This window comes from Nocardioides sp. YIM 152588, from assembly GCF_040191335.1.
In the GTDB taxonomy this organism is placed as follows: Bacteria; Actinomycetota; Actinomycetes; order Propionibacteriales; family Nocardioidaceae; genus Nocardioides.
The window spans coordinates 25948-43855 of sequence record NZ_JBEGDJ010000026.1; the positions used below are offsets into that span (position 1 = coordinate 25948).

The window sequence follows — 17908 nt, forward strand, 5'->3', positions numbered from 1 at the left end:
TCAGCGGAAATCCCGGGACGTTTGACGGATCTGGAGGGCGTCACCGGCCCCGGGCAGCAGTTCGTCGACGGGAGTGATCCGGTCCGCGACCAGGTTGATCACCCCGTCCTGGCGCTCCAGCAGCCCGCGGACCACGACCGCGACCCTGTTCCTCGCCGCCCGCCGGTGCACCCGCATCACCCCCTCGGAGACGACCACGTTGAGCATCCCGGACTCGTCCTCGAGGTTGAGGAAGGTGATCCCGCCGGCGGTGCCCGGCCGCTGCCGGTGGGTGACCAGCCCGGCCACGTGCACCCGCCGCCCGTGCTCCACCCCGGAGAGGTCCCCGACCGCCCTGATCCCTGCCGCGGAGAGACGCTCCCGCCAGTGCTCCACCGGGTGCCGCTCCGGCGAGATGCCGGTCGCCCACAGGTCGGCCAGGGTCAGGTCCGCCTCGCCCATCCCCGGCAGGGTCGGTGGCGCCGGGGCCGGCGTGCTCGACGGCAGGTGGGCGCCGTCCTCGGCGTACCCGGACATCCACAGCGCCTCGCGGCGGCCCAGCCCGAACCCCTCGAACGCGCCGGCGGTGGCCAGGGCCTCCAGCTGGGTGGCGGTCAGCCCGGCGCGCCGCGACAGGTCGCGGATGTCGACGTACGGCGACTCGGCCCGTGCGGCCACGATCCGCTCGGCGACGTCCTTGCCGATGCCGCGCACCTCGTCCAGCCCGAGCCGGACCGCGTGCGCCGCGTCGTACCGCTCCCGGTCGAACCACTCACGCTCCTCGCGCGGCGTGCACGGCTCCAGCCCCGCCTGCGCACCCGACAGCGCGATGTCCGGGCGACGCACCTCCACCCCGTGCCGGCGGGCGTCGGCGACCAGCGACTGCGGGGAGTAGAAGCCCATCGGCTGGTTGCGCAGCAGCCCGGCCAGGAACGCCGCCGGGTAGTGGCGCTTGAACCAGGACGAGGCGTAGACCAGCAGCGCGAAGCTGAGCGCGTGGGACTCGGCGAAGCCGAACCCGGCGAAGGAGAGGATCTTCACGTAGATCGCGTCCGCGTGGTCGCCGGTGATCCCGCGCCGCGCCATCCCCCGGTAGAGCTGGTCCTTGATCCGCTCGATCCGCTCCACCCCGCGCTTGGAGCCCATCGCCCGGCGCAGCAGGTCGGCGTCGTCGCGGGTGCAGTCCCCCAGCGTCACCGCCATCTGCATCAGCTGCTCCTGGAAGATCGGTACGCCGAGGGTGCGCTCGAGCACCGGCTGCAGCGACGGGTGGTCGTAGGTGACCGGCTCCCGCCCGGTGGCCCGGCGCACGTAGGGGTGCACGGCACCGCCCTGGATGGGGCCCGGCCGGATCAGCGCGATCTCGATCGCGAGGTCGTAGAAGCAGCGCGGCCGCAGCCGGGGCAGCGTGCCGATCTGGGCGCGGGACTCGACCTGGAAGACGCCGATCGAGTCGGCCTCGCAGAGCATGTCGTAGACGGCCGGCTCCTCCTTGGGGATCGACTCCAGCGTCCACCGACGGCCGGTGTGCTCGTCGATCAGCCGCATCATGTGGTCCAGGGCGCCGAGCATGCCGAGGCCGAGCAGGTCGAACTTGACCAGCCCCATCTCCTCGCAGCCGTCCTTGTCCCACTGCAGGATCGTGCGGCCGGGCATCCGCGCCCGCTCGATCGGGCACACCTCCGCGATCGGCTGCTCGGTGAGCACCATCCCGCCGGAGTGGATGCCGAGGTGGCGCGGGGCGCCGAGCAGCTCGGTGGCGAGGGACATCACCTGGGCGGGGATCTCCACGCCCTCGGGCGCCTCGACGGTGCTCCCCCAGCCGTCCATCTGCTTGGACCAGGCGTCCTGCTGCCCCTGGGAGAAGCCGAGCGCCTTGGCGGCGTCGCGGACCGCCATCCGCGGCCGGTAGCTGACCACGTTGGCGACCTGGGCGGCGTTGCGGCGACCGTAGGTGTCGTAGACCCACTGGATCACCTCCTCGCGCCGGTCGGAGTCGAAGTCGACGTCGATGTCCGGCTCCTCCTCGCGGTGCTCGGAGATGAACCGCTCGAACGGCAGGTTGAACTGGACGGCGTCGACGGCGGTGATGCCCAGCGCGTAGCAGACCGCCGAGCTGGCGGCCGACCCCCGGCCCTGGCAGAGGATCCCCTGCGAGCGGGCGAAGGCGACGATGTCGTGGACGATCACGAAGTAGCCGTCGAAGTCCTTGCGCGCGATCACGTCCAGCTCCCGCTCGATCCGCTCCCGGGCGCGCTGCTCGACGTCGCGGCCGGCGTACCGCTCCGCGAAGCCGCGCTCGGCGAGCACGCGCAGCCAGGTGCTGGGCGTGTGCCCTGCGGGGATCTGCTGCTTGGGCAGCTTGGGCGTGGCCTTGTGCAGGTCGAAGGCGACCTCGTTCGCGACCGTCACCGTGTGCGCCACGACGCCGGGGTAGCGGGCGAACCGGCGGGCCATCTCCTCGCCGCTGCGCAGGTGCGCGGAGCCCGACAGGTCCAGCCAGCCGTCGAGGTCGGCCACGCTGCGCCGTGCGCGGACCGCCGCCATCGCCGCGGCCAGCCGCGCCTTGTCCGGGGTGGCGTGGTGGACGTTGCCGGTCGCCACCAGCCGCAGCCCGCGGTCGGCGGCCAGCGCGGCGAGCAGGTCGTTGGCCTCGTCCTCGCCGGGGTGGTCGCGGGCGAGCAGCTCCACCACGACCTGGTCGCTGCCGAACCGGTCGGCCAGGTCGTCCAGAGCCGCGGCCGCGGCGCGCGGGCCGCCGGTGCGCAGCGCCCGTCGCACGGCACCCTTGCGGCAGCCGGTCAGCACCATCCAGTGACCGCGTCCGCGTTCGGTCAGCTCGTCGAGGTCGTGGTCGGGGCGTCCCTTCTCGTCGCCGCGCAGGTGCGCCTCGGTCAGCGCCCCGCAGAGCCGGTGGTAGCCCTCGACGCCGCGGGCCAGCACCAGCAGGTGCGTCCCCTCAGGGTCCGGGATCCCGTTCTGCGGCGCGGTCAGCCCGAGCGAGAGCTCGGCGCCGTAGACCGTGGCCATGCCCGCCTCGCGCGCCGCCTCGGCGAACAGCGGGGCACCGGCGAAGCCGTCGTGGTCGGTCAGCGCCAGCGCGTCCAGCCCGAGCCGGGTCGCCTCCGCGACCAGGTCCGGGGGGCTGCTGGCGCCGTCGAGGAAGCTGAAGTGGCTGTGGCAGTGCAGCTCCGCGTACGGCGTCACCGGCTCGTCCGGGCGACGCACCGGCGGGGGCGTCGGACGGGGCGCCTTGCGACGCGAGACCGGGGCGTCCTGGGCACCGGGCGGGCGCCCGGAGAGGCGGCGCTCCAGCTCGCGCCACGGGACCGGCGGGTTGTTCCAGCCCATGTTGGTCAGGCGGATTGGAGGGTCGGCGTGGGCATCCCTCGATCCTAATCGAACATCCGTTCGATCGCCAGGCAAAGAAATGTCGGACAACCCGCCTCCCCCGTCGCGGGTTGCCACCCTTGTGCCCATGCTCCCCTCCCGCGGCACGCTCGCGGCGCTCCTGGCGCTGCCACTCCTGGCCTCCGGCTGCTCCAGCGAGCTCGAGCCCGGCCCCCTGGTCATCGACGACGGCTTCGGGGTCGTGGCCAAGGGGCGACCGCTGCCCTTCCACGCGACCACCGAGGTGTGCGTCAAGGCCGACGGCGCCCGCCGGGTCGCGATCACCCACATCGAGGCCGTCGCCGTCTACGGCGACGGGGTGCCCGAGTTCCGGATCGCCTGGTCCTACCCGACCGACCACGGCCCCAGGAGCGCCCGCGGGTACCGGCCGATCCCGGAGGAGTACGTCTCCACCGTGGGCGAGGGCGGCACGGTCGGCCAGTGCTCCCGCACCACCGACAGCAGCGACCTCGCCTCGCTCGCGGTGATCGTGCCGAGCGACGACGACGAGCCCGTCGTCGTGAACGACGTCGAGGTGACCTATGCCATCGGCGACGAGGAGTACCGCACCGTCGCCGACATCTACGTCGCCCACTGCCCGCCCGGAGAGGACTACCGCGAGGACTGGGACGACGGCGAGCCGGATCCCTGCGAGTAGGCGACCGGGACCGCCGGTGGTGGTTTCGAGGCTCGCTTCGCTCGCACCTCAACCACCGAAGCGGGACGCGATCTCCTCGAACACCGCCGGGTCGGCGTCCCACTCGGTCCCCGGCCGCGGCCAGTGCACCGCGACGTCGGTGATCCCGAGCTCGGCGTACCGGCCCGCGAGGTCCTCGTAGGCCCCGACCGACTCCAGCCAGCGTTCGCCGCTGAACCCGGTCAGCAGCAGCTTCGGCATCGCCGCGACCTCGCCCACCGCGCGCCCCACGGCCTCGCCGGCGTCGCGCAGCCCGTCGACCTGACGCCGTACGTCGGCGAAGGGGTCGTCCCCGTGCGGGTTGGCGATCCACCCCTGGCCGAGGCGGGCGGCGAGCCGCAGGCCCCGGGGCCCGGTGGCGGCGATCCAGAACGGCGGCCGCTGCTGCACCAGGCCCGGGGCGATGGTGACCTCGCGGGCCGACCACTGCTCGCCGGCGAGGGTGACCGGGGCCGTGGTCAGCAGCGCGTCCATCTGGGTGACCCACTCGGCGAACCGGTCGGCACGCTCGCGCGGCGTCCAGTCCCGGTCGAGCACGTCGCCGTCGGAGGTGTGCGCGGCCCCGCCGGCGCCGATGCCCAGCGTGAGCCGGCCGCCGGAGATCCGGTCGATGGTGCGGGCCGCCGACGCGGTCGGGATCGGGGTGCGGAAGTTCGCCGAGGTGACCAGCGTGCCGAGCCGGATCCGGGACGTCACCGCCGCCGCGGCGGCCAGGGTCGCGTAGGCGTCGTCCCACGGCGACTGCCCCCGCCACGCCAGGTGGTCGTAGACCCAGCCGCCGGCGAAGCCGAGCTCCTCGGCGCGGCGCCAGGTGTCGCCCATCGCGGGCCACTCCTGGATCGGCCAGAGGACGACGTGCAGGTTCAGCGCGCTCACGCGCCGATTGTCTCAGCCTCCGCCGACGCAGCCTCCGACGCCTCCTCTGACGGCTCCCGGAGCCCCATCGCCGCCGCCGTGTCGTCGGTGCAGCCCGCGAAGAAGCCGCCGACGGCGTCGACCATGTGCGAGAACGACTCGGCCGCGAACAGCACCGGCTGGTAGTGGGTGATGTCGTAGTCGATGGTGGCCATCGCGGGGAAGTCCAGCGGGCGGATCACCATCGAGCGGAACTCCTCGATCTCGCCGTAGGAGGAGAGGATGCCGGCGCCGTAGGCGCGCAGGTCGCCGCCCTCGTGCAGCACGCCGAACTCGATGGTGAACCAGAAGACGTCGGCCACCATCTGCAGCCCGGCCCGGGTCTCCATCCGCCGGGCGGCCGCGCCGGCGAGGCGCTTCACCTCGGCGACCTGCGGGTCGGCGAGCAGGTTGCCGTGGCCGAGCACCTCGTGGATCACGTCGGGCTCGGGGGTGTAGAGCGGCAGGGCGTGGTGGCGCAGGTACTGGGTGGAGTGGAAGACCCCGTCGGCCAGCGACCCGTAGAACTCCTCCAGCGGCACGATGCCGGCGGCCGGGACGTAGGAGAAGCCGGTCAGCCGCTGCAGACCGGCCGTCACCTCGTCCAGCTGGGGCACCCGGTCGGCGGGCAGGTCGAGCGCGGCCTTGGCCTCGTTGAAGGCCCGACAGGCGTAGCGCTCGTGCAGCGGCGCGATGTGCCGGGAGACGGTGGCCCAGACCTCGTTCTCGACGTCCGTGTAGTCGATCCGCGGCACCGGGTCGCCGGGACGCCAGCCGAGGGCGACCTGGGCGATCTCGTTGCGGCGGGCGCGGTAGGCCGGGTCGTTCACGCCGGGGTGGTCGTCCCCGAGGTGGACGGTCACGGAGCCGTCCTCGCCGGTGGTCACCGGTGAGTAGAGCTGGCCTTCCTCGAACATCCGCGCCTCCTGCTGGCGATCGACATGTGACGTAGGTCTCTTTCTCGCCACGCTACGTCGCGCCACTATCTGCGGCAAGTCGGCGCATCCGCCGCAGATCCTCCGCACCATCCGCAGGCGAGCCGCCGCGCTAGTCGTAGGCGGCCTCGACCTCCCACCCGGTCGGCCGCCAGCGCAGCAGCCACGCGCTCCCGTCCAGGCCGACCACCTGGAACCGCGCCGAGCGGCCACCCTCGCCCGCCCCGGTCCACCAGCCCTCGTCCACCGGCCACGGCCCCGCCCAGCCGGCCACCGTGCGCCAGGTGCGCCGCTCACCGCCGACCACCCGGAACCGGTACGGCGCCCCGGTGACCACCCCGCGCTCGGTGACCGCGACGTCGTGGCCGGCGGGGTCGACCACCTCCGCGGGCAGCGGCTCGGGGAAGACGCGGGTCGGCGACGGCCCCGGGATCCTGCCCGGCCACGGCGGGCGGGCGTCGCGCAGCCCGACCGGTCGCTCGCCCCACGGCACCCACGCCTGGCGGTCGGACGCGCCGCGGCCGCCCTGCAGCACGGGCACCCGCACGGCGTCGTACCCGACCATGGCCTGGACGCGGGCCACGCCGCGGACCACCTGCTCCTCCGCGCCGCCGCCCCACAGCCCGTCGGCGTGGTCGCCGGCGGGCTCCACCGTCTCGGGCACGAACCGCACCCGCTCGATCGGGGCGCCCACCGCCCCCGCCTGCCGGCGGCTGCGCAGCCCCGACCCGGCCTGGAGCTGCCAGTGCACGCGGTCCACGAGGTCGCGGGAGGTGAAGCAGCGCGGGTGCACCCAGGTGCGGGCGCTCATCCCGCCCTCCCCCTCGGCCACCGCGGCGGCGTCGAAGATCGCCTCGACCCGGACCGCGGTGGCCACCAGCTGGCGGTCCGCGAGCCCGGCGACGAACCGCTCCGCGGTGGTCCGGACGCTGAACGTCACCGCCTCGGCCGAGTCCAGCGGCGGCTCGAACCCGATCTCGCGGACCAGCTCCGGCGGCGGCGTGCGGGCGCCAGCCAGGGCGGTCCCCTCGCCGCGCACCCGGCGCCACAGGTCAACGCCGTAGCCGCCGAACCGGTTGCTCACCTCGTCGGCGCCGAACGCCGCGAACTCCCCCAGCCGGACCAGGCCGAGCCGGCGCAGCAGGTCGACCAGGCGCCGCCCCTCCTCGCCGTCGTCGGCGAGCGCGGTCACCGGCAGGTCCCGCAGGTACGACGCCGAGCCGCCCGCCGGGACCACGGTGCACCCCTGCGGCGGCGCCGCCCGGGCGGCCCGCTCGGCGGTGTAGAGGTCGTCAGCGACGCCGGTCCGGCAGTCCCAGACCCCGAGGCCGACCAGCTGCTCGGCGAGCAGGGCGGCGGCGGCCTCCTCGCCGCCGTGGTAGCGGCCGGGGGCGCTCACCGCGAGCAGGCCGGGGCGGATCGGCGCGATGCCGGGGCGGAGCTCCTCGACCGCGGCGAGCACCGGCTCGAACCAGCGGGCGTCGCGCTCGGGGCCGTCGGCGAGCAGGAGCAGCTCGGGGCAGCGCGCCTGCGCGTCGCGGCGGCGCTGCCCGCGGCGTACCCCCTCGGCGCGGGCGGCGGCGTTGCAGACCGTCACCCGGTTGGCCGAGAGGACGGCCGCGGGCGTGGTCCGGCCCGCACGCACGCCGTCAGCGCCGTCGGGGCCGTCGGTGCCGTCGGAGTCAGCGCGCTCCATCAGCGCCGCGGTCACCGACCAGTCCGGGCACCAGACCACCAGGACCCGGGGCACGCTAGCCCGCCACCGAGCCCGAGCCGGCGCCCCAGGAGACGCCCTCTGCGTCCTCGCCGAACGGCAGCACGACCTCGCCGGCGCGCGGCCGACCGGTGCCGCGCACCGCGACGGACGCCCGATGCCGGCGCAGCCGCCCGTACCCCTGCCCCAGCCCCTCCCAGCGGGTCTCGGTGGCGGTGATCGTGGCGTCGCAGCGCGGCCACTCGCCGTGCACCACGAGGACCGCGGAGCGGGCGCGCAGCCGCGCCTCGAGGACGGAGGCGGACTTGGGGTCGATCCGCCCCGCCGGGCGCAGCACGACCACCCGGAGCACGTCCACGAGCGCCGCGCAGACCTCGACCCAGTGCTCGCCGGGCGAGGGGACCAGGACCGTGCGGGTCAGGTCGACGCCGAGCTGGTGGGCGGCCTCGACGCCGAAGTCGGACCAGCCGACGAAGCCGACCCAGTCCCCCGCCGCCGAGGCGCCGGCGGCGAGCGCCATCGCCAGGGAGGCGGTGTCGACGGCGTACGTGCCACCGGTGCGCAGCGCGACCAGCCCGTCGAGGGCGGGCGACACCGGCACGCCGAGGCGCGACGGACCTCCCTCGAGCGCCTGGATCCGCCCGCGCAGCTGCGCGAGGACGGACTCGTCGACGGCCGTTGCTCCCACCCGACCATTGTCGAACACATGTTCGATCCGGGCAAGCGGAATGGCCTAGACCGGTGGGTGTTTGGGCGTCGTCACATCCCGATTGGCCCCTTTCGGCCCGAATTCGGGGCCAATCGGGATGTGACGACGCGCCCCACGCGCAACAGCCACCCGACAGGTCAGGTGCGCTTGCGCTTCTCCCGCGGTCGCACCTGGAGGACGATCGGGGTGCCGACGAAGCCGAACTCCTCGCGCAGCCGCCGCTCGATGAACCGCTCGTACCCGGCGTCGAGCTTGCCGGTGGTGAACAGCACGAAGGTCGGCGGCGAGGTCGACGGCTGGGTGCCGAAGAGCACCCGCGGCTGCTTGCCGCCCCGCACCGGGTGCGGGTGCTCGGCCACCAGCCGGCCGAGGAACGCGTTGAGGGCGCCGGTCGGGACCCGGGTCTCCCAGCCCGCGATGGCGCGGTCCAGCGCCGGGACCAGCCGGTCGACGTGCCAGCCGGTCTTGGCGGTGATGTTGATCCGCGGCGCCCACTGGACCTGGACCAGGTCGCGCTCGATCTCGCGGTCGAGGTAGTAGCGGCGCTCGTCGTCGACGGTGTCCCACTTGTTGAAGGCGATGATCAGCGCCTTGCCGGCCTCGCGGACCTCCTGGAGGATCCGCATGTCCTGCTCGGCGACGGACTGGCCGGCGTCGAGGACCAGCACGCAGACCTCGGCCCGCTCGATCGCCGTCGTGGTGCGCAGCCAGGCGTAGTACTCGTGGCCCGACGCCTCCTTGACCCGCTTGCGGATGCCGGCGGTGTCGATGAACCGCCACTCCCGGCCGCCGAGCTCGATCAGCTCGTCCACGGGGTCGACGGTGGTGCCCGCGACGTTGTCGACGACCACCCGCTCCTCCCCGGCGAGCTTGTTGAGCAGCGAGGACTTGCCGACGTTCGGGCGGCCGACGATGGCGATCCGGCGGGGACCGCCGACCTCCTCCTCGACCTCCTCCGCCTCGGGCAGCACCGAGAGGATCGCGTCGAGCAGGTCGCCGGAGCCGCGGCCGTGCAGCGCCGAGACCGAGAGCGGCTCGCCCAGGCCGAGGTTCCACAGGCCGTAGGCCTCCGCCTCGACGCGCTCGTCGTCGACCTTGTTGGCGGCCAGCACCACCGGCTTGCCGGACTTGCGCAGCACCTTCACGACCGCCTCGTCGGCGTCCGTGATCCCGACGGCGGCGTCGACCACGAAGAGCACCGCGTCGGCCAGCGAGACGGCGATCTCGGCCTGGACCTTGATCCGCTCCGCCATCCCCTTCGCGTCGGGGTCCCAGCCGCCGGTGTCGACCAGCGTGAAGGCGCGGCCGCCCCACTCGGCGTCGTAGGAGACCCGGTCGCGGGTCACGCCCGGGATGTCCTCGACCACGGCCTCCCGGCGCCCGAGGATCCGGTTGACCAGGGACGACTTGCCAACGTTGGGGCGGCCGACCACGGCCAGGACCGGGAGGTTGATGTCAGTCATCGGATTCCTTCGCGAGCTCGATCTCCGGCAGCGGACCGGGGAGCTCCCGACCGGTCTCGCTGAGGGCGGCGGCGAGTTCCTCGCGCATCCGCCCGTGCAACAACGCGCTGAGAGCGCCCACCTGTTCCGCCGTGCGCGGCCATGAGTGGAGAGTCACAGGGATCGGGGTGCCGACCACGAGGTCGATCCTGTCACCCTTCGGCGGCAGGGAACCACTCGCGCCGCCCGGCACCCGGCTCCCCACGAACGTCAGCGGTACGACGGGGGCGCCCGTCACCATCGCCAGGTAGGCCGCGCCGCGCCGGAACGTGCGCAGCTCGCCGCCCCCGCGCGTCCCCTCCGGGAACACCCCGACCACGCCACCCTCGCGCAGCACCCGGACCGCGGTACGGACCGCGCCGGGGTCGACGCGGAACCGGTCCAGCGGCACCTGGCCGGCCAGCCGCAGGAACGCCCCGCCCAGCGGCGAGGCGAACATCTCGATCTTGGTCAGCGCGTGCACCGGCCGCGGCGCGAAGAGCGCCATCAGGGGGCCGTCGACGAGCCCGATGTGGTTGGCGGCGAGCACCACCGGCCCCGTGGCCGGGAAGCGCTCGGGGTGGTGCACCCGGACGTCGTACCGCCGCCGGACCAGCCAGCGCGCGGCCGGGCGCCCGCCCGCGAGCAGCCAGCGGGTCGGCGTGGCGACGCGGTCGCTCCGAGGGTGCTGCCGGTGGGCCCCGCGCTCGTCGGGGTCCAGTCTCATGACCCGCCGACGGCGGTCATGCCCTCCTCGACCAGGCCGGCGACCAGGTCGACGACCTGCTCCAGGGTCTGGTGCGTGGAGTCGATGTGGATCGCGCCGTGGACGCGGGTCAGCGGCGCCACCGCGCGGCCGGAGTCGATCTTGTCGCGGGCGAGCAGCGACGCCTCGGTGGCGCCGACGTCGGCGCCGCCGTTCTCCAGCGCGCGCCGCGCGGCACGGGCGGCGGGGTCGGCGGTCAGGTAGACCTTGACCTCGGCCTGCGGCCAGACCACGGAGGCGATGTCGCGGCCCTCGACGACGATGCCGCCCTCGCCCACGAGCTCGCGCTGCAGGGCGACCAGGCGCTCGCGCACCGCGGGCACCGCGCTGACCGGGGAGACGGCCGCGTTGACGGCGTCGGTGCGGATCTCCACCGACACGTCGGTCCCGTCGACGGCGATGGTCGGGCCCAGCGGGTCGGTGCCGGAGACGATGTCGGGCCGGCCGGCGGCCGCGGCGACCGCGTCGGCGTCGTGGACGTCGATCCCCTGGGCGAGCATCCACCAGGTCATCGCCCGGTACTGGGCGCCGGTGTCGAGGTAGCGCAGCCCGAGGCGGTCGGCGACCGCGCGGCAGGTGCTGGACTTGCCGGACCCGGAGGTGCCGTCGACGGCCACGACCACCCCGGAGGTCTGCGCCACGGAGGCGGGGCGGGCCGGGTCGGAGGCGGGGTGCGGGGCGTCGTTCACGGGCCGCAATCCTACCGGTGAGCGGCCCAACCCCTCGATTCGAGCGCCCCCAGCAGCTCCTCCGCGTGCTCCGCGGCGACGTCGAGCTCGACCAGGCCGACCAGGCGTCCGGGGTCGTGGTCGATCCGCACGTCCTCAATGTTGACGCCGCTGTCGCCGGCGTCGGCGAAGAGCCGGGCCAGCTCGCCCGGGTGGTCCGGTACGGCGACGACGACGGCGACCATCGGGCGCGGCGGCCCGCCGTGCTTGCCGGGGATCGCGAGGGTGCCGGCGACGCCGTGCGCGAGCAGCGACGCGAGGCCCGCGCGGTCACCGTCGCGGACAGCGTCGAGGGCGAGGTCGAGGCGGTCGCGCAGCTCGCCCAGGAGCGCCGCGACGGCCGTCGCGTTGCCGCCGATGATCTGGCTGTAGAGGCCGGGGTCGCCGGCGGCGATCCGGGTCACGTCCCGCACGCCCTGGCCCGAGAGCGCCAGGTGGTCGGCCGACGCGCCGGCCAGGGTGCCGGCGACCAGCGCCGAGACCAGGTGCGGCACGTGCGAGGTGCGGGCGACTGCACGGTCGTGTTCCTCCGGGCGCATCCGCACCACGACGCCGCCGCAGACCTCGGCCAGCGCCTCGACCAGCCGGACGCCGGCGGCCCGGGCGTCCGCGGCGGGGGTGACCGCCCACGGGCGGCCGTCGAAGAGGGCGGCCGAGGCGGCCAGCGGACCGGAACGCTCGCTGCCCGCCATCGGGTGGCTGCCGACGTACCGGTCGAGCCCGGGCTGCCCGGCCAGCGCGTCCAGGGGCGCCAGCTTCACGCTGCCGACGTCGGTGACCACGGCGTCCGGCGAGGCGACGAGGGCGGCGCGGATCGCCTCCGCGAGGTGGTCCGGCGGCACCGCGACGACGACCAGCTCCGGGGTGTCCCCCGGCTCGGCGGGGCGTCCGGCGCCGAGGCCGGAGGCGGTCCGCACGTGGTCGGGGTCGAGGTCGCTGAGCAGTACCTCGAGGCCGGCCCGGCGGCAGGCCAGCGCCACGGAGGTGCCGATCAGCCCGGTGCCGACGACCTGGACGGGTCCGGTCAGGACGGAGGTGGAGGCTTCGGGCACGGCCGACAGCGTACTCACGCGCGAGGGCCGCGCCCGCGACCGCCCGCACCCGGTGACCGGTCGGTAATGCCACGAGAACACGCCTCACCTGCGAGAATCGCCCGGTGACCGAGCTCTCCGGCGCTCCGGAGGGCGCGCGCATCCTGGCCCTCCCGGCCTTCGCGCCCGGCCCGACGCCGCCCGGCGAGGGCGCGGATCTCGTGCTCCACCTCGCCGAGGCGATCCACTCCAGCCTCGATCTCGAGGCCGTGCTGCAGTCGGTCACGGACGCCGCCACCGGCCTCGCCGGCGCCGAGTTCGGCGCCTTCTTCTACAACGCCGTCGACGGCAACGGCGACATGTACCACCTCGTCGTGCTCTCCGGCGCGGACCGGGAGGCCTTCGCCTCGATGCCGGCGCCGCGCATCACGCCGCTGTTCCACCCGACCTTCTCCGGTACCGAGACGGTCCGCATCGAGGACCTGGCGACGTACGCCGGCGACGCCGACCTGCCGCCCGGCCACCTCCCGCTGCGCAGCTACCTGGCCACCCCCGTCATCGGGCGCGACGGCGTGGTGATCGGGGCGCTGCTCTTCGGCCATGCGATGCCGGGAGCGTTCACCGCCACCAGCGAGGAGCGCGTCAAGGCGGTCGCCGCAGCCGCCGCGATCGCGGTCGAGAACGCCCGTCTGTTCGAGCGCGAGCAGGCCAGCCGCGAGCGGGCCGAGTGGCTGGTGTTCGCGACCTCGTGGCTCAACTCCGTGACGTCCGCTCTGGCGACCGCGACCACCGCGCACGAGGCGCTGCTCGCGGTCCGGAACTGCACCCTGGTGCACGGGACCCCGGGCCTGATCGGCGTCGGGTTCGCCGACCGCTCGCGGACCGTCGGCCTGCACTCGCCGCACCCGACGGACCTGGACCCGACCGCGACCTGGTCGAGCCGCGGGCCCGACCTCAGCCGGTTCGCCGCGCTCACCCGGTCCGGACCGGTCGCGTACCCGACCCGCGCCGCCCTCGAGGCCGCGCACCCGGACCTGGCCGCCGCGCTGCCGACGGTGAAGGCGCTCGCCGCCCTGCCGATGACCGGCGAGAGCCGGCGTCACGGTGCGCTCGTCTCCTGCTGGGGCGTGGAGCGCGAGTTCGGCGCCGAGAGCCTGCGGGTGATCCAGTCCGCCGCGGACCAGGTGGCCACGTCGCTGCAGCGCATCGAGCACCGCCGAGGCGAGCAGGCGGCCCGCGACCAGCTGCGCCGACGGCTCGTCGAGCTGACCGAGGTCTCCCGGCTCTTCCAGCGCTCGCTCCTCCCCCAGCACCTGGCGGAGCCGGACGGCCTGGACGTGGCGGTGCGCTACGAGCCCGCGGCGGACGACGCGGAGGTCGGCGGCGACTGGTACGACCTGGTCGCCGCGCCCGACGGATCGGTCACGCTCGTCGTCGGCGACGTCGAGGGCCACTCGTACTCGGCGGCGACCGTGATGGGCGAGGTCTCCTCGGCGCTGCGCGCCTACCTCGCCGAGGGGCACCCGGTCGACACCGCGCTCACGCTGGTGAACCCGACCGTCGAGCTGGCCGGCGTCCTGGTCACCTGCTGCCTGGTCAACATCGACCCCGCGACCGGCGCTGTCGAGATCGCCCGCGCGGGTCACGCCCACCCGGTGGTCCGCGACGCCGTCGGGACCCGCGAGCTCGAGGTCGCCGGCGGGCCGCCGCTGGGCCTCCCCGGCTCCGTCTGGCCGGTGACCACGCTGTCGGCCCGGCCGGGCGACCGTCTCGTGCTCTTCACCGACGGCCTTGTCGAGCGTCGCGGCATCGACCTGGACGACCGGATGGCGCTCCTGGTGGGGCAGGTCGCCGACTGCGACGGGGACGCGGCCTCCTGCGCCACGGCGGTGCTGGAGCGGATGGGCCGGGTCGGCGACGACGTGGCGCTCGTGGTCGCCGACCTGCTCCGCGACTGACCCCGCGGGTCGGCACACGACCCACCGAGCGGAGCGCGAGTCGGCAGAAACTTTCTGCCCACTCGCGCCGTGCGGCGTCAGCTTGTGCCGACTCGCGCCCGGGGTCAGAGCCCCGCGGACTCCAGCAGCTGCCCCAGCTCGTCGTCGGTGAGGTCGCGCAGCTGACCGGACGGCAGCGTGCCGAGCTCGACGGGACCGAACCGGGTGCGGCTCAGCCGGCGGACGGGGTGGCCGACCTGGTCCAGCAGCCGGCGGACGATGCGGTTGCGGCCCTCGTGGATCACCAGCTCGATGATCGACTTCTCGGCGCGGGTGTCGATCAGCCGCGCGCGACGCACCTCGACCGGCCCGTCCTCGAGCTCGACGCCGGCCAGGAGCTCGGCGAGCGTGCCCTTGGAGATCCGGCCGACGACCTCGGCCACGTAGGTCTTCTCGACCTCGAACGAGGGGTGCGCCATCCGGTGGGCGAACTCACCGTCGTTGGTGAGCAGCAGCAGGCCCGAGGTGTCGGTGTCGAGCCGGCCGACGTGGAAGAGCCGCTCGGGCCGGTCGGAGACCAGGTCGGTGATCGTACGGCGGCCCTCGGGGTCCGACATCGTCGAGACGACCCCGCGCGGCTTGTTGAGCACGAGGTAGACGTGCGCGGAGACCGGGGGCAGGCGCTTGCCCGACACCTTGATCACCGCGGTGCGCGGGTCGACCTTCGTGCCGAGCCGCGTCACCACCTCGCCGTCCACCTCGACCTCGCCGTCGAGCATCAGCTCCTCGCACCGGCGTCGCGAGGCGACGCCGGACTGCGCGAGCAGCTTCTGCAGCCGGATCTGGCCGTCCTCGTCGGTGACGATCTCGCGGCTCATCGGGCCGCCTCCGGACCGGGCTCGGCGGGCGGCGCGGGCGCCGGGGCGGTCACGCGCTCCAGCTCGGCCTCCAGCTCGTCGAGCTCGGGCAGGTGCGGCGCCAGGTCGGGCAGCTCGTCGAGCGAGAGGATGCCGATCCGCTCCAGGAAGTAGGTGCTGGTGCGGTAGAGCGTCGCCCCGTGCTCGCCGTCGCGGCCGGCCTCCTCCACCAGTCCGCGGTTGAGCAGGGTGCGCATCACGCCGTCGACGTTGACCCCGCGGATCGCCGAGACCCGCGCCCGGGAGACCGGCTGCTGGTAGGCCACCACCGCGAGGGTCTCCAGCGCCGCCTGCGTGAGCCGCGCCTGCTGGCCCTCGAGGACGAACGCCTCCACGACGGTGGCGAACTCGGCACGGGTGTAGAAGCGCCAGCCGCCCGCGACGTTGCGCAGGTCGAAGCCGCGGCCCTGGGCGTCGTACTCGGCGGCGAGCTCGGCGAGCGTCGCGGCGACCGCCGCGGCGGGGTGGCCGACGGCGGCGGCGAGGGCCACCTCGTCCAGCGGCTCGTCGGCGACCATCAGCACCGCCTCGAGGGCGGGCCGCAGCTCGACGACGGGTACGTCGAGCGCCTCGTCGGTCTGATCGGTCATCGGGGCTCCTCCTGGGCCGGGGCGTCGGGCCCATTCTCCGCCTCGCCACCCTCGACCGGCACGCCCGGGGTGTCGGCGGGGGTCTCCGGCGGCGCGCCGTCGAACTCGTCGGTGATCTCGATGTCCTCGTCGGTGCCGGTCCACCGCAGCGTCAGCTCGCCGAGGGGGGTCACCTGGTCGAAGGAGACCGCGCCCTCCCGGAACAGCTCGAGCAGGGACAGGAAGCGCGCGACCGTGGTCAGCGTGTCCGGCGAGTCGCCGCACAGCGCCCGGAAGGTCATGGTGCCGCTGCGGCGCAACCGGTCCATCACCACCACCGCCTGCTCCCGGACGCTGACCGCGGGCGCGTGGATGTGGTGCATCGGCAGCTGCAGCTCCGGCTTGGGGGCCAGGGCCTTGGCCGCCAGCGCCGCGAAGGCGTCCAGGCCGATGCCGATCAGCACCTCGGGCAGCAGGCCCGCGAACCTCTCTTCGAGGCCGACAGCGCGCGGGAACCGCTTCGCCTCGACCTCGACGCGCTCGCCGAGCACCGCGGCGATCTGCTTGTAGGCGCGGTACTGCAGCAGCCGCGCGAAGAGGAGGTCGCGCGCCTCGAGCAGCGCGAGGTCCTCCTCGTCCTCGACGTCGCCGGCCGGGAGCAGCCGGGCGGCCTTGAGGTCGAGCAGGGTCGCGGCGACCAGCAGGAACGAGGTGGTCTCCTCGAGGTCCGCGTCCGGCAGCTGCTTGATGTGGGCGATGAACTCGTCGGTGACCTGCGACAGCGCGATCTCGGTGACGTCCAGCTTGTGCTTGGAGATCAGGCTGAGCAGCAGGTCGAACGGGCCCTCGAAGTTGTCGAGGCGGACCTCGAACGGGTTACTCACGCAGGCGCCTGACGAGCGCGGAGTCCTCCCCCTGCGCCTCGAAGTCCGCCAGGACCAGTCCCACGGCCTCGCGCACGAGGCGGCCGCGGTCGACCACCAGGCCGTGCTCGCCGCGCAGCTGGAGCCGGGTCTGCTCCAGCTGCATCAGCTCGGCGGCGGTCACGTAGACCGTGATCTTCTCGTCGTGCCGGATGCGGCCGCTGGGCTTCTTGCCGGTCGTCTCCGCCGGCTGCTCCGACTGCTCCGGGGCGTCGGGAACCGCGCGCACCGCGGAGTTCTTCTTGCGGCCCTTCGCCGAGTCCGCGCCGTCGGACGTGGCGCGGAACAGGTCGTCGGCCGCGGGCATGCTCACGCGTCGGCCCACCGCTGCGCCACCTCCTTCGCCAGCTGCCGGTAGGCGTCCGCGCCGGCGGACGAGGACGCGTAGGAGGTGATCGGCTCGCCGGCCACGGTCGAGTCGGAGAACTTGACCGTACGACGGATGACGGTGTGGAACACCTTGTCGCCCCACGCCTGGACCAGGCGCTCGAGGACCTCGCGGCCGTGCAGGGTGCGGCCGTCGTACATGGTGCCCAGGACGCCGTCGACCTCCAGGCGCGGGTTGAGGCGCGCCTTCACCTTGTCGATGGTGGTCTTGAGCAGCGCGACGCCGCGCAGCGCGAAGTACTCGCACTCCAGCGGCACGATCACGCCGTCGGAGGCGGTCAGCGCGTTGACGGTGAGCAGGCCGAGCGAGGGCTGGCAGTCGATCAGGATGACGTCGTACTCGGCGACCGCCGGCGCGAGGACGCGCTGCAGCGTCTGCTCGCGGGCCACCTCGTGGACCAGCTGCACCTCGGCGGCGGAGAGGTCGATGTTCGACGGCAGCAGGTCGACGCCCGGGACGCCCGAGGGCACGACGACGTCGTGGAAGTCGGTCTCGGGGTCCATCAGCAGGTTGTAGACCGTCAGGTCCATCTCGTGCGGGTTGAGCCCGAGGCCGACCGAGAGGGAGCCCTGCGGGTCGAAGTCGACCAGCAGCACCTTGCGGCCGTACTCGGCCAGCGAGGCGCCGAGGTTGATCGTGGTGGTGGTCTTGCCGACGCCACCCTTCTGGTTGCACATCGAGATCACGCGGGCGTTGCCGTGCTCGGCGATCGGCTCGGGGTCGCGCAGCACGGGAATCGGCCGGCCGGTGGGGCCGAGCTGGCCCTTGGGCTTCGGCGCGGGGTCCGCGGACTCGGGCGCGGTGAACGGCAGCATCGGCATCGGCGGGGCGACCTTCTCCGCCGGGGCGG

At 74.4% G+C, this 17908-nt stretch carries 16 protein-coding genes; 2 read left to right on the top strand and 14 right to left on the bottom strand.

What is annotated here, in order from left to right; translation table 11 throughout:
• A complete protein-coding gene (locus ABLM29_RS13495) occupies positions 1-3330 on the bottom strand; it encodes an error-prone DNA polymerase (protein WP_349714640.1) in 3330 nt (1109 codons plus the stop codon).
• A gap of 127 nt (positions 3331-3457) precedes the next feature.
• Here ABLM29_RS13495 and ABLM29_RS13500 point away from each other — a divergent pair, with 127 nt between their 5' ends.
• On the top strand, positions 3458-4027 hold the full coding sequence (locus ABLM29_RS13500; RefSeq protein ID WP_349714641.1) for a hypothetical protein: 570 nt from the start codon (positions 3458-3460) through the stop codon (positions 4025-4027).
• A 48-nt stretch (positions 4028-4075) separates the two neighbouring features.
• Here ABLM29_RS13500 and ABLM29_RS13505 read toward each other — a convergent pair whose 3' ends face one another.
• The 8 genes from ABLM29_RS13505 to ABLM29_RS13540 all read right to left on the bottom strand — a co-directional run bounded on the left by ABLM29_RS13505 (position 4076) and on the right by ABLM29_RS13540 (position 12345).
• Entirely contained in the window at positions 4076-4942 is an 867-nt protein-coding gene (locus ABLM29_RS13505; protein WP_349714642.1) for an LLM class flavin-dependent oxidoreductase, read from the bottom strand.
• Positions 4939-5877 carry a phenylalanine 4-monooxygenase gene (locus tag ABLM29_RS13510; RefSeq protein ID WP_349714643.1) on the bottom strand — a complete coding sequence of 313 codons (939 nt, stop codon included), beginning with the start codon at positions 5875-5877 and terminating at the stop codon, positions 4939-4941. The genes ABLM29_RS13505 and ABLM29_RS13510 overlap by 4 nt, the downstream gene beginning before the upstream one ends.
• Before the next feature lie 130 nt (positions 5878-6007).
• Positions 6008-7645, bottom strand: a complete 1638-nt coding sequence (locus ABLM29_RS13515; protein WP_349714644.1) for a Y-family DNA polymerase — start codon at positions 7643-7645, stop codon at positions 6008-6010.
• 1 nt (position 7646) lies between these two features.
• Positions 7647-8297, bottom strand: a complete 651-nt coding sequence (gene imuA', locus ABLM29_RS13520; protein ID WP_349714645.1) for a DnaE2-dependent mutagenesis accessory factor ImuA' — start codon at positions 8295-8297, stop codon at positions 7647-7649.
• 158 nt (positions 8298-8455) lie between these two features.
• On the bottom strand, positions 8456-9781 hold the full coding sequence (gene der / locus ABLM29_RS13525; RefSeq protein ID WP_349714646.1) for a ribosome biogenesis GTPase Der: 1326 nt from the start codon (positions 9779-9781) through the stop codon (positions 8456-8458).
• A complete protein-coding gene (locus ABLM29_RS13530) occupies positions 9774-10526 on the bottom strand; it encodes a lysophospholipid acyltransferase family protein (RefSeq protein ID WP_349714647.1) in 753 nt (250 codons plus the stop codon). The genes der and ABLM29_RS13530 overlap by 8 nt, the downstream gene beginning before the upstream one ends.
• Positions 10523-11254 (bottom strand): (d)CMP kinase, encoded by a 732-nt coding sequence (gene cmk / locus ABLM29_RS13535; RefSeq protein ID WP_349714648.1) that lies wholly within the window; start codon positions 11252-11254, stop codon positions 10523-10525. Before cmk ends, ABLM29_RS13530 begins: the two co-directional genes overlap by 4 nt.
• Positions 11255-11265: 11 nt before the next feature.
• Positions 11266-12345 carry a prephenate dehydrogenase gene (locus ABLM29_RS13540; protein ID WP_349714649.1) on the bottom strand — a complete coding sequence of 360 codons (1080 nt, stop codon included), beginning with the start codon at positions 12343-12345 and terminating at the stop codon, positions 11266-11268.
• Positions 12346-12449: 104 nt separating this feature from the next.
• Here ABLM29_RS13540 and ABLM29_RS13545 point away from each other — a divergent pair, with 104 nt between their 5' ends.
• Positions 12450-14282, top strand: coding sequence for a GAF domain-containing SpoIIE family protein phosphatase (locus tag ABLM29_RS13545; protein ID WP_349714650.1), 1833 nt, complete (start codon positions 12450-12452; stop codon positions 14280-14282).
• A 104-nt stretch (positions 14283-14386) separates the two neighbouring features.
• Here the strand turns inward: ABLM29_RS13545 and ABLM29_RS13550 are convergent, their stop codons facing one another.
• The 5 genes from ABLM29_RS13550 to ABLM29_RS13570 are packed head-to-tail and all read right to left on the bottom strand — an operon-like array spanning position 14387 to position 17873.
• The gene (locus ABLM29_RS13550; protein ID WP_349714651.1) at positions 14387-15139 is read right to left on the bottom strand and encodes a pseudouridine synthase; all 753 of its coding nucleotides are present in this window, start codon (positions 15137-15139) and stop codon (positions 14387-14389) included.
• Entirely contained in the window at positions 15136-15768 is a 633-nt protein-coding gene (gene scpB / locus ABLM29_RS13555; RefSeq protein WP_349714652.1) for an SMC-Scp complex subunit ScpB, read from the bottom strand. Before scpB ends, ABLM29_RS13550 begins: the two co-directional genes overlap by 4 nt.
• On the bottom strand, positions 15765-16631 hold the full coding sequence (locus ABLM29_RS13560; protein WP_349714653.1) for a segregation and condensation protein A: 867 nt from the start codon (positions 16629-16631) through the stop codon (positions 15765-15767). The genes scpB and ABLM29_RS13560 overlap by 4 nt, the downstream gene beginning before the upstream one ends.
• Positions 16624-16995 (bottom strand): hypothetical protein, encoded by a 372-nt coding sequence (locus ABLM29_RS13565; RefSeq protein WP_349714654.1) that lies wholly within the window; start codon positions 16993-16995, stop codon positions 16624-16626. The genes ABLM29_RS13560 and ABLM29_RS13565 overlap by 8 nt, the downstream gene beginning before the upstream one ends.
• Positions 16980-17873: a ParA family protein gene (locus ABLM29_RS13570; protein WP_349714666.1), complete on the bottom strand. Its 894-nt coding sequence runs from the start codon at positions 17871-17873 to the stop codon at positions 16980-16982. Before ABLM29_RS13570 ends, ABLM29_RS13565 begins: the two co-directional genes overlap by 16 nt.
• Positions 17874-17908: the final 35 nt, after the last annotated feature.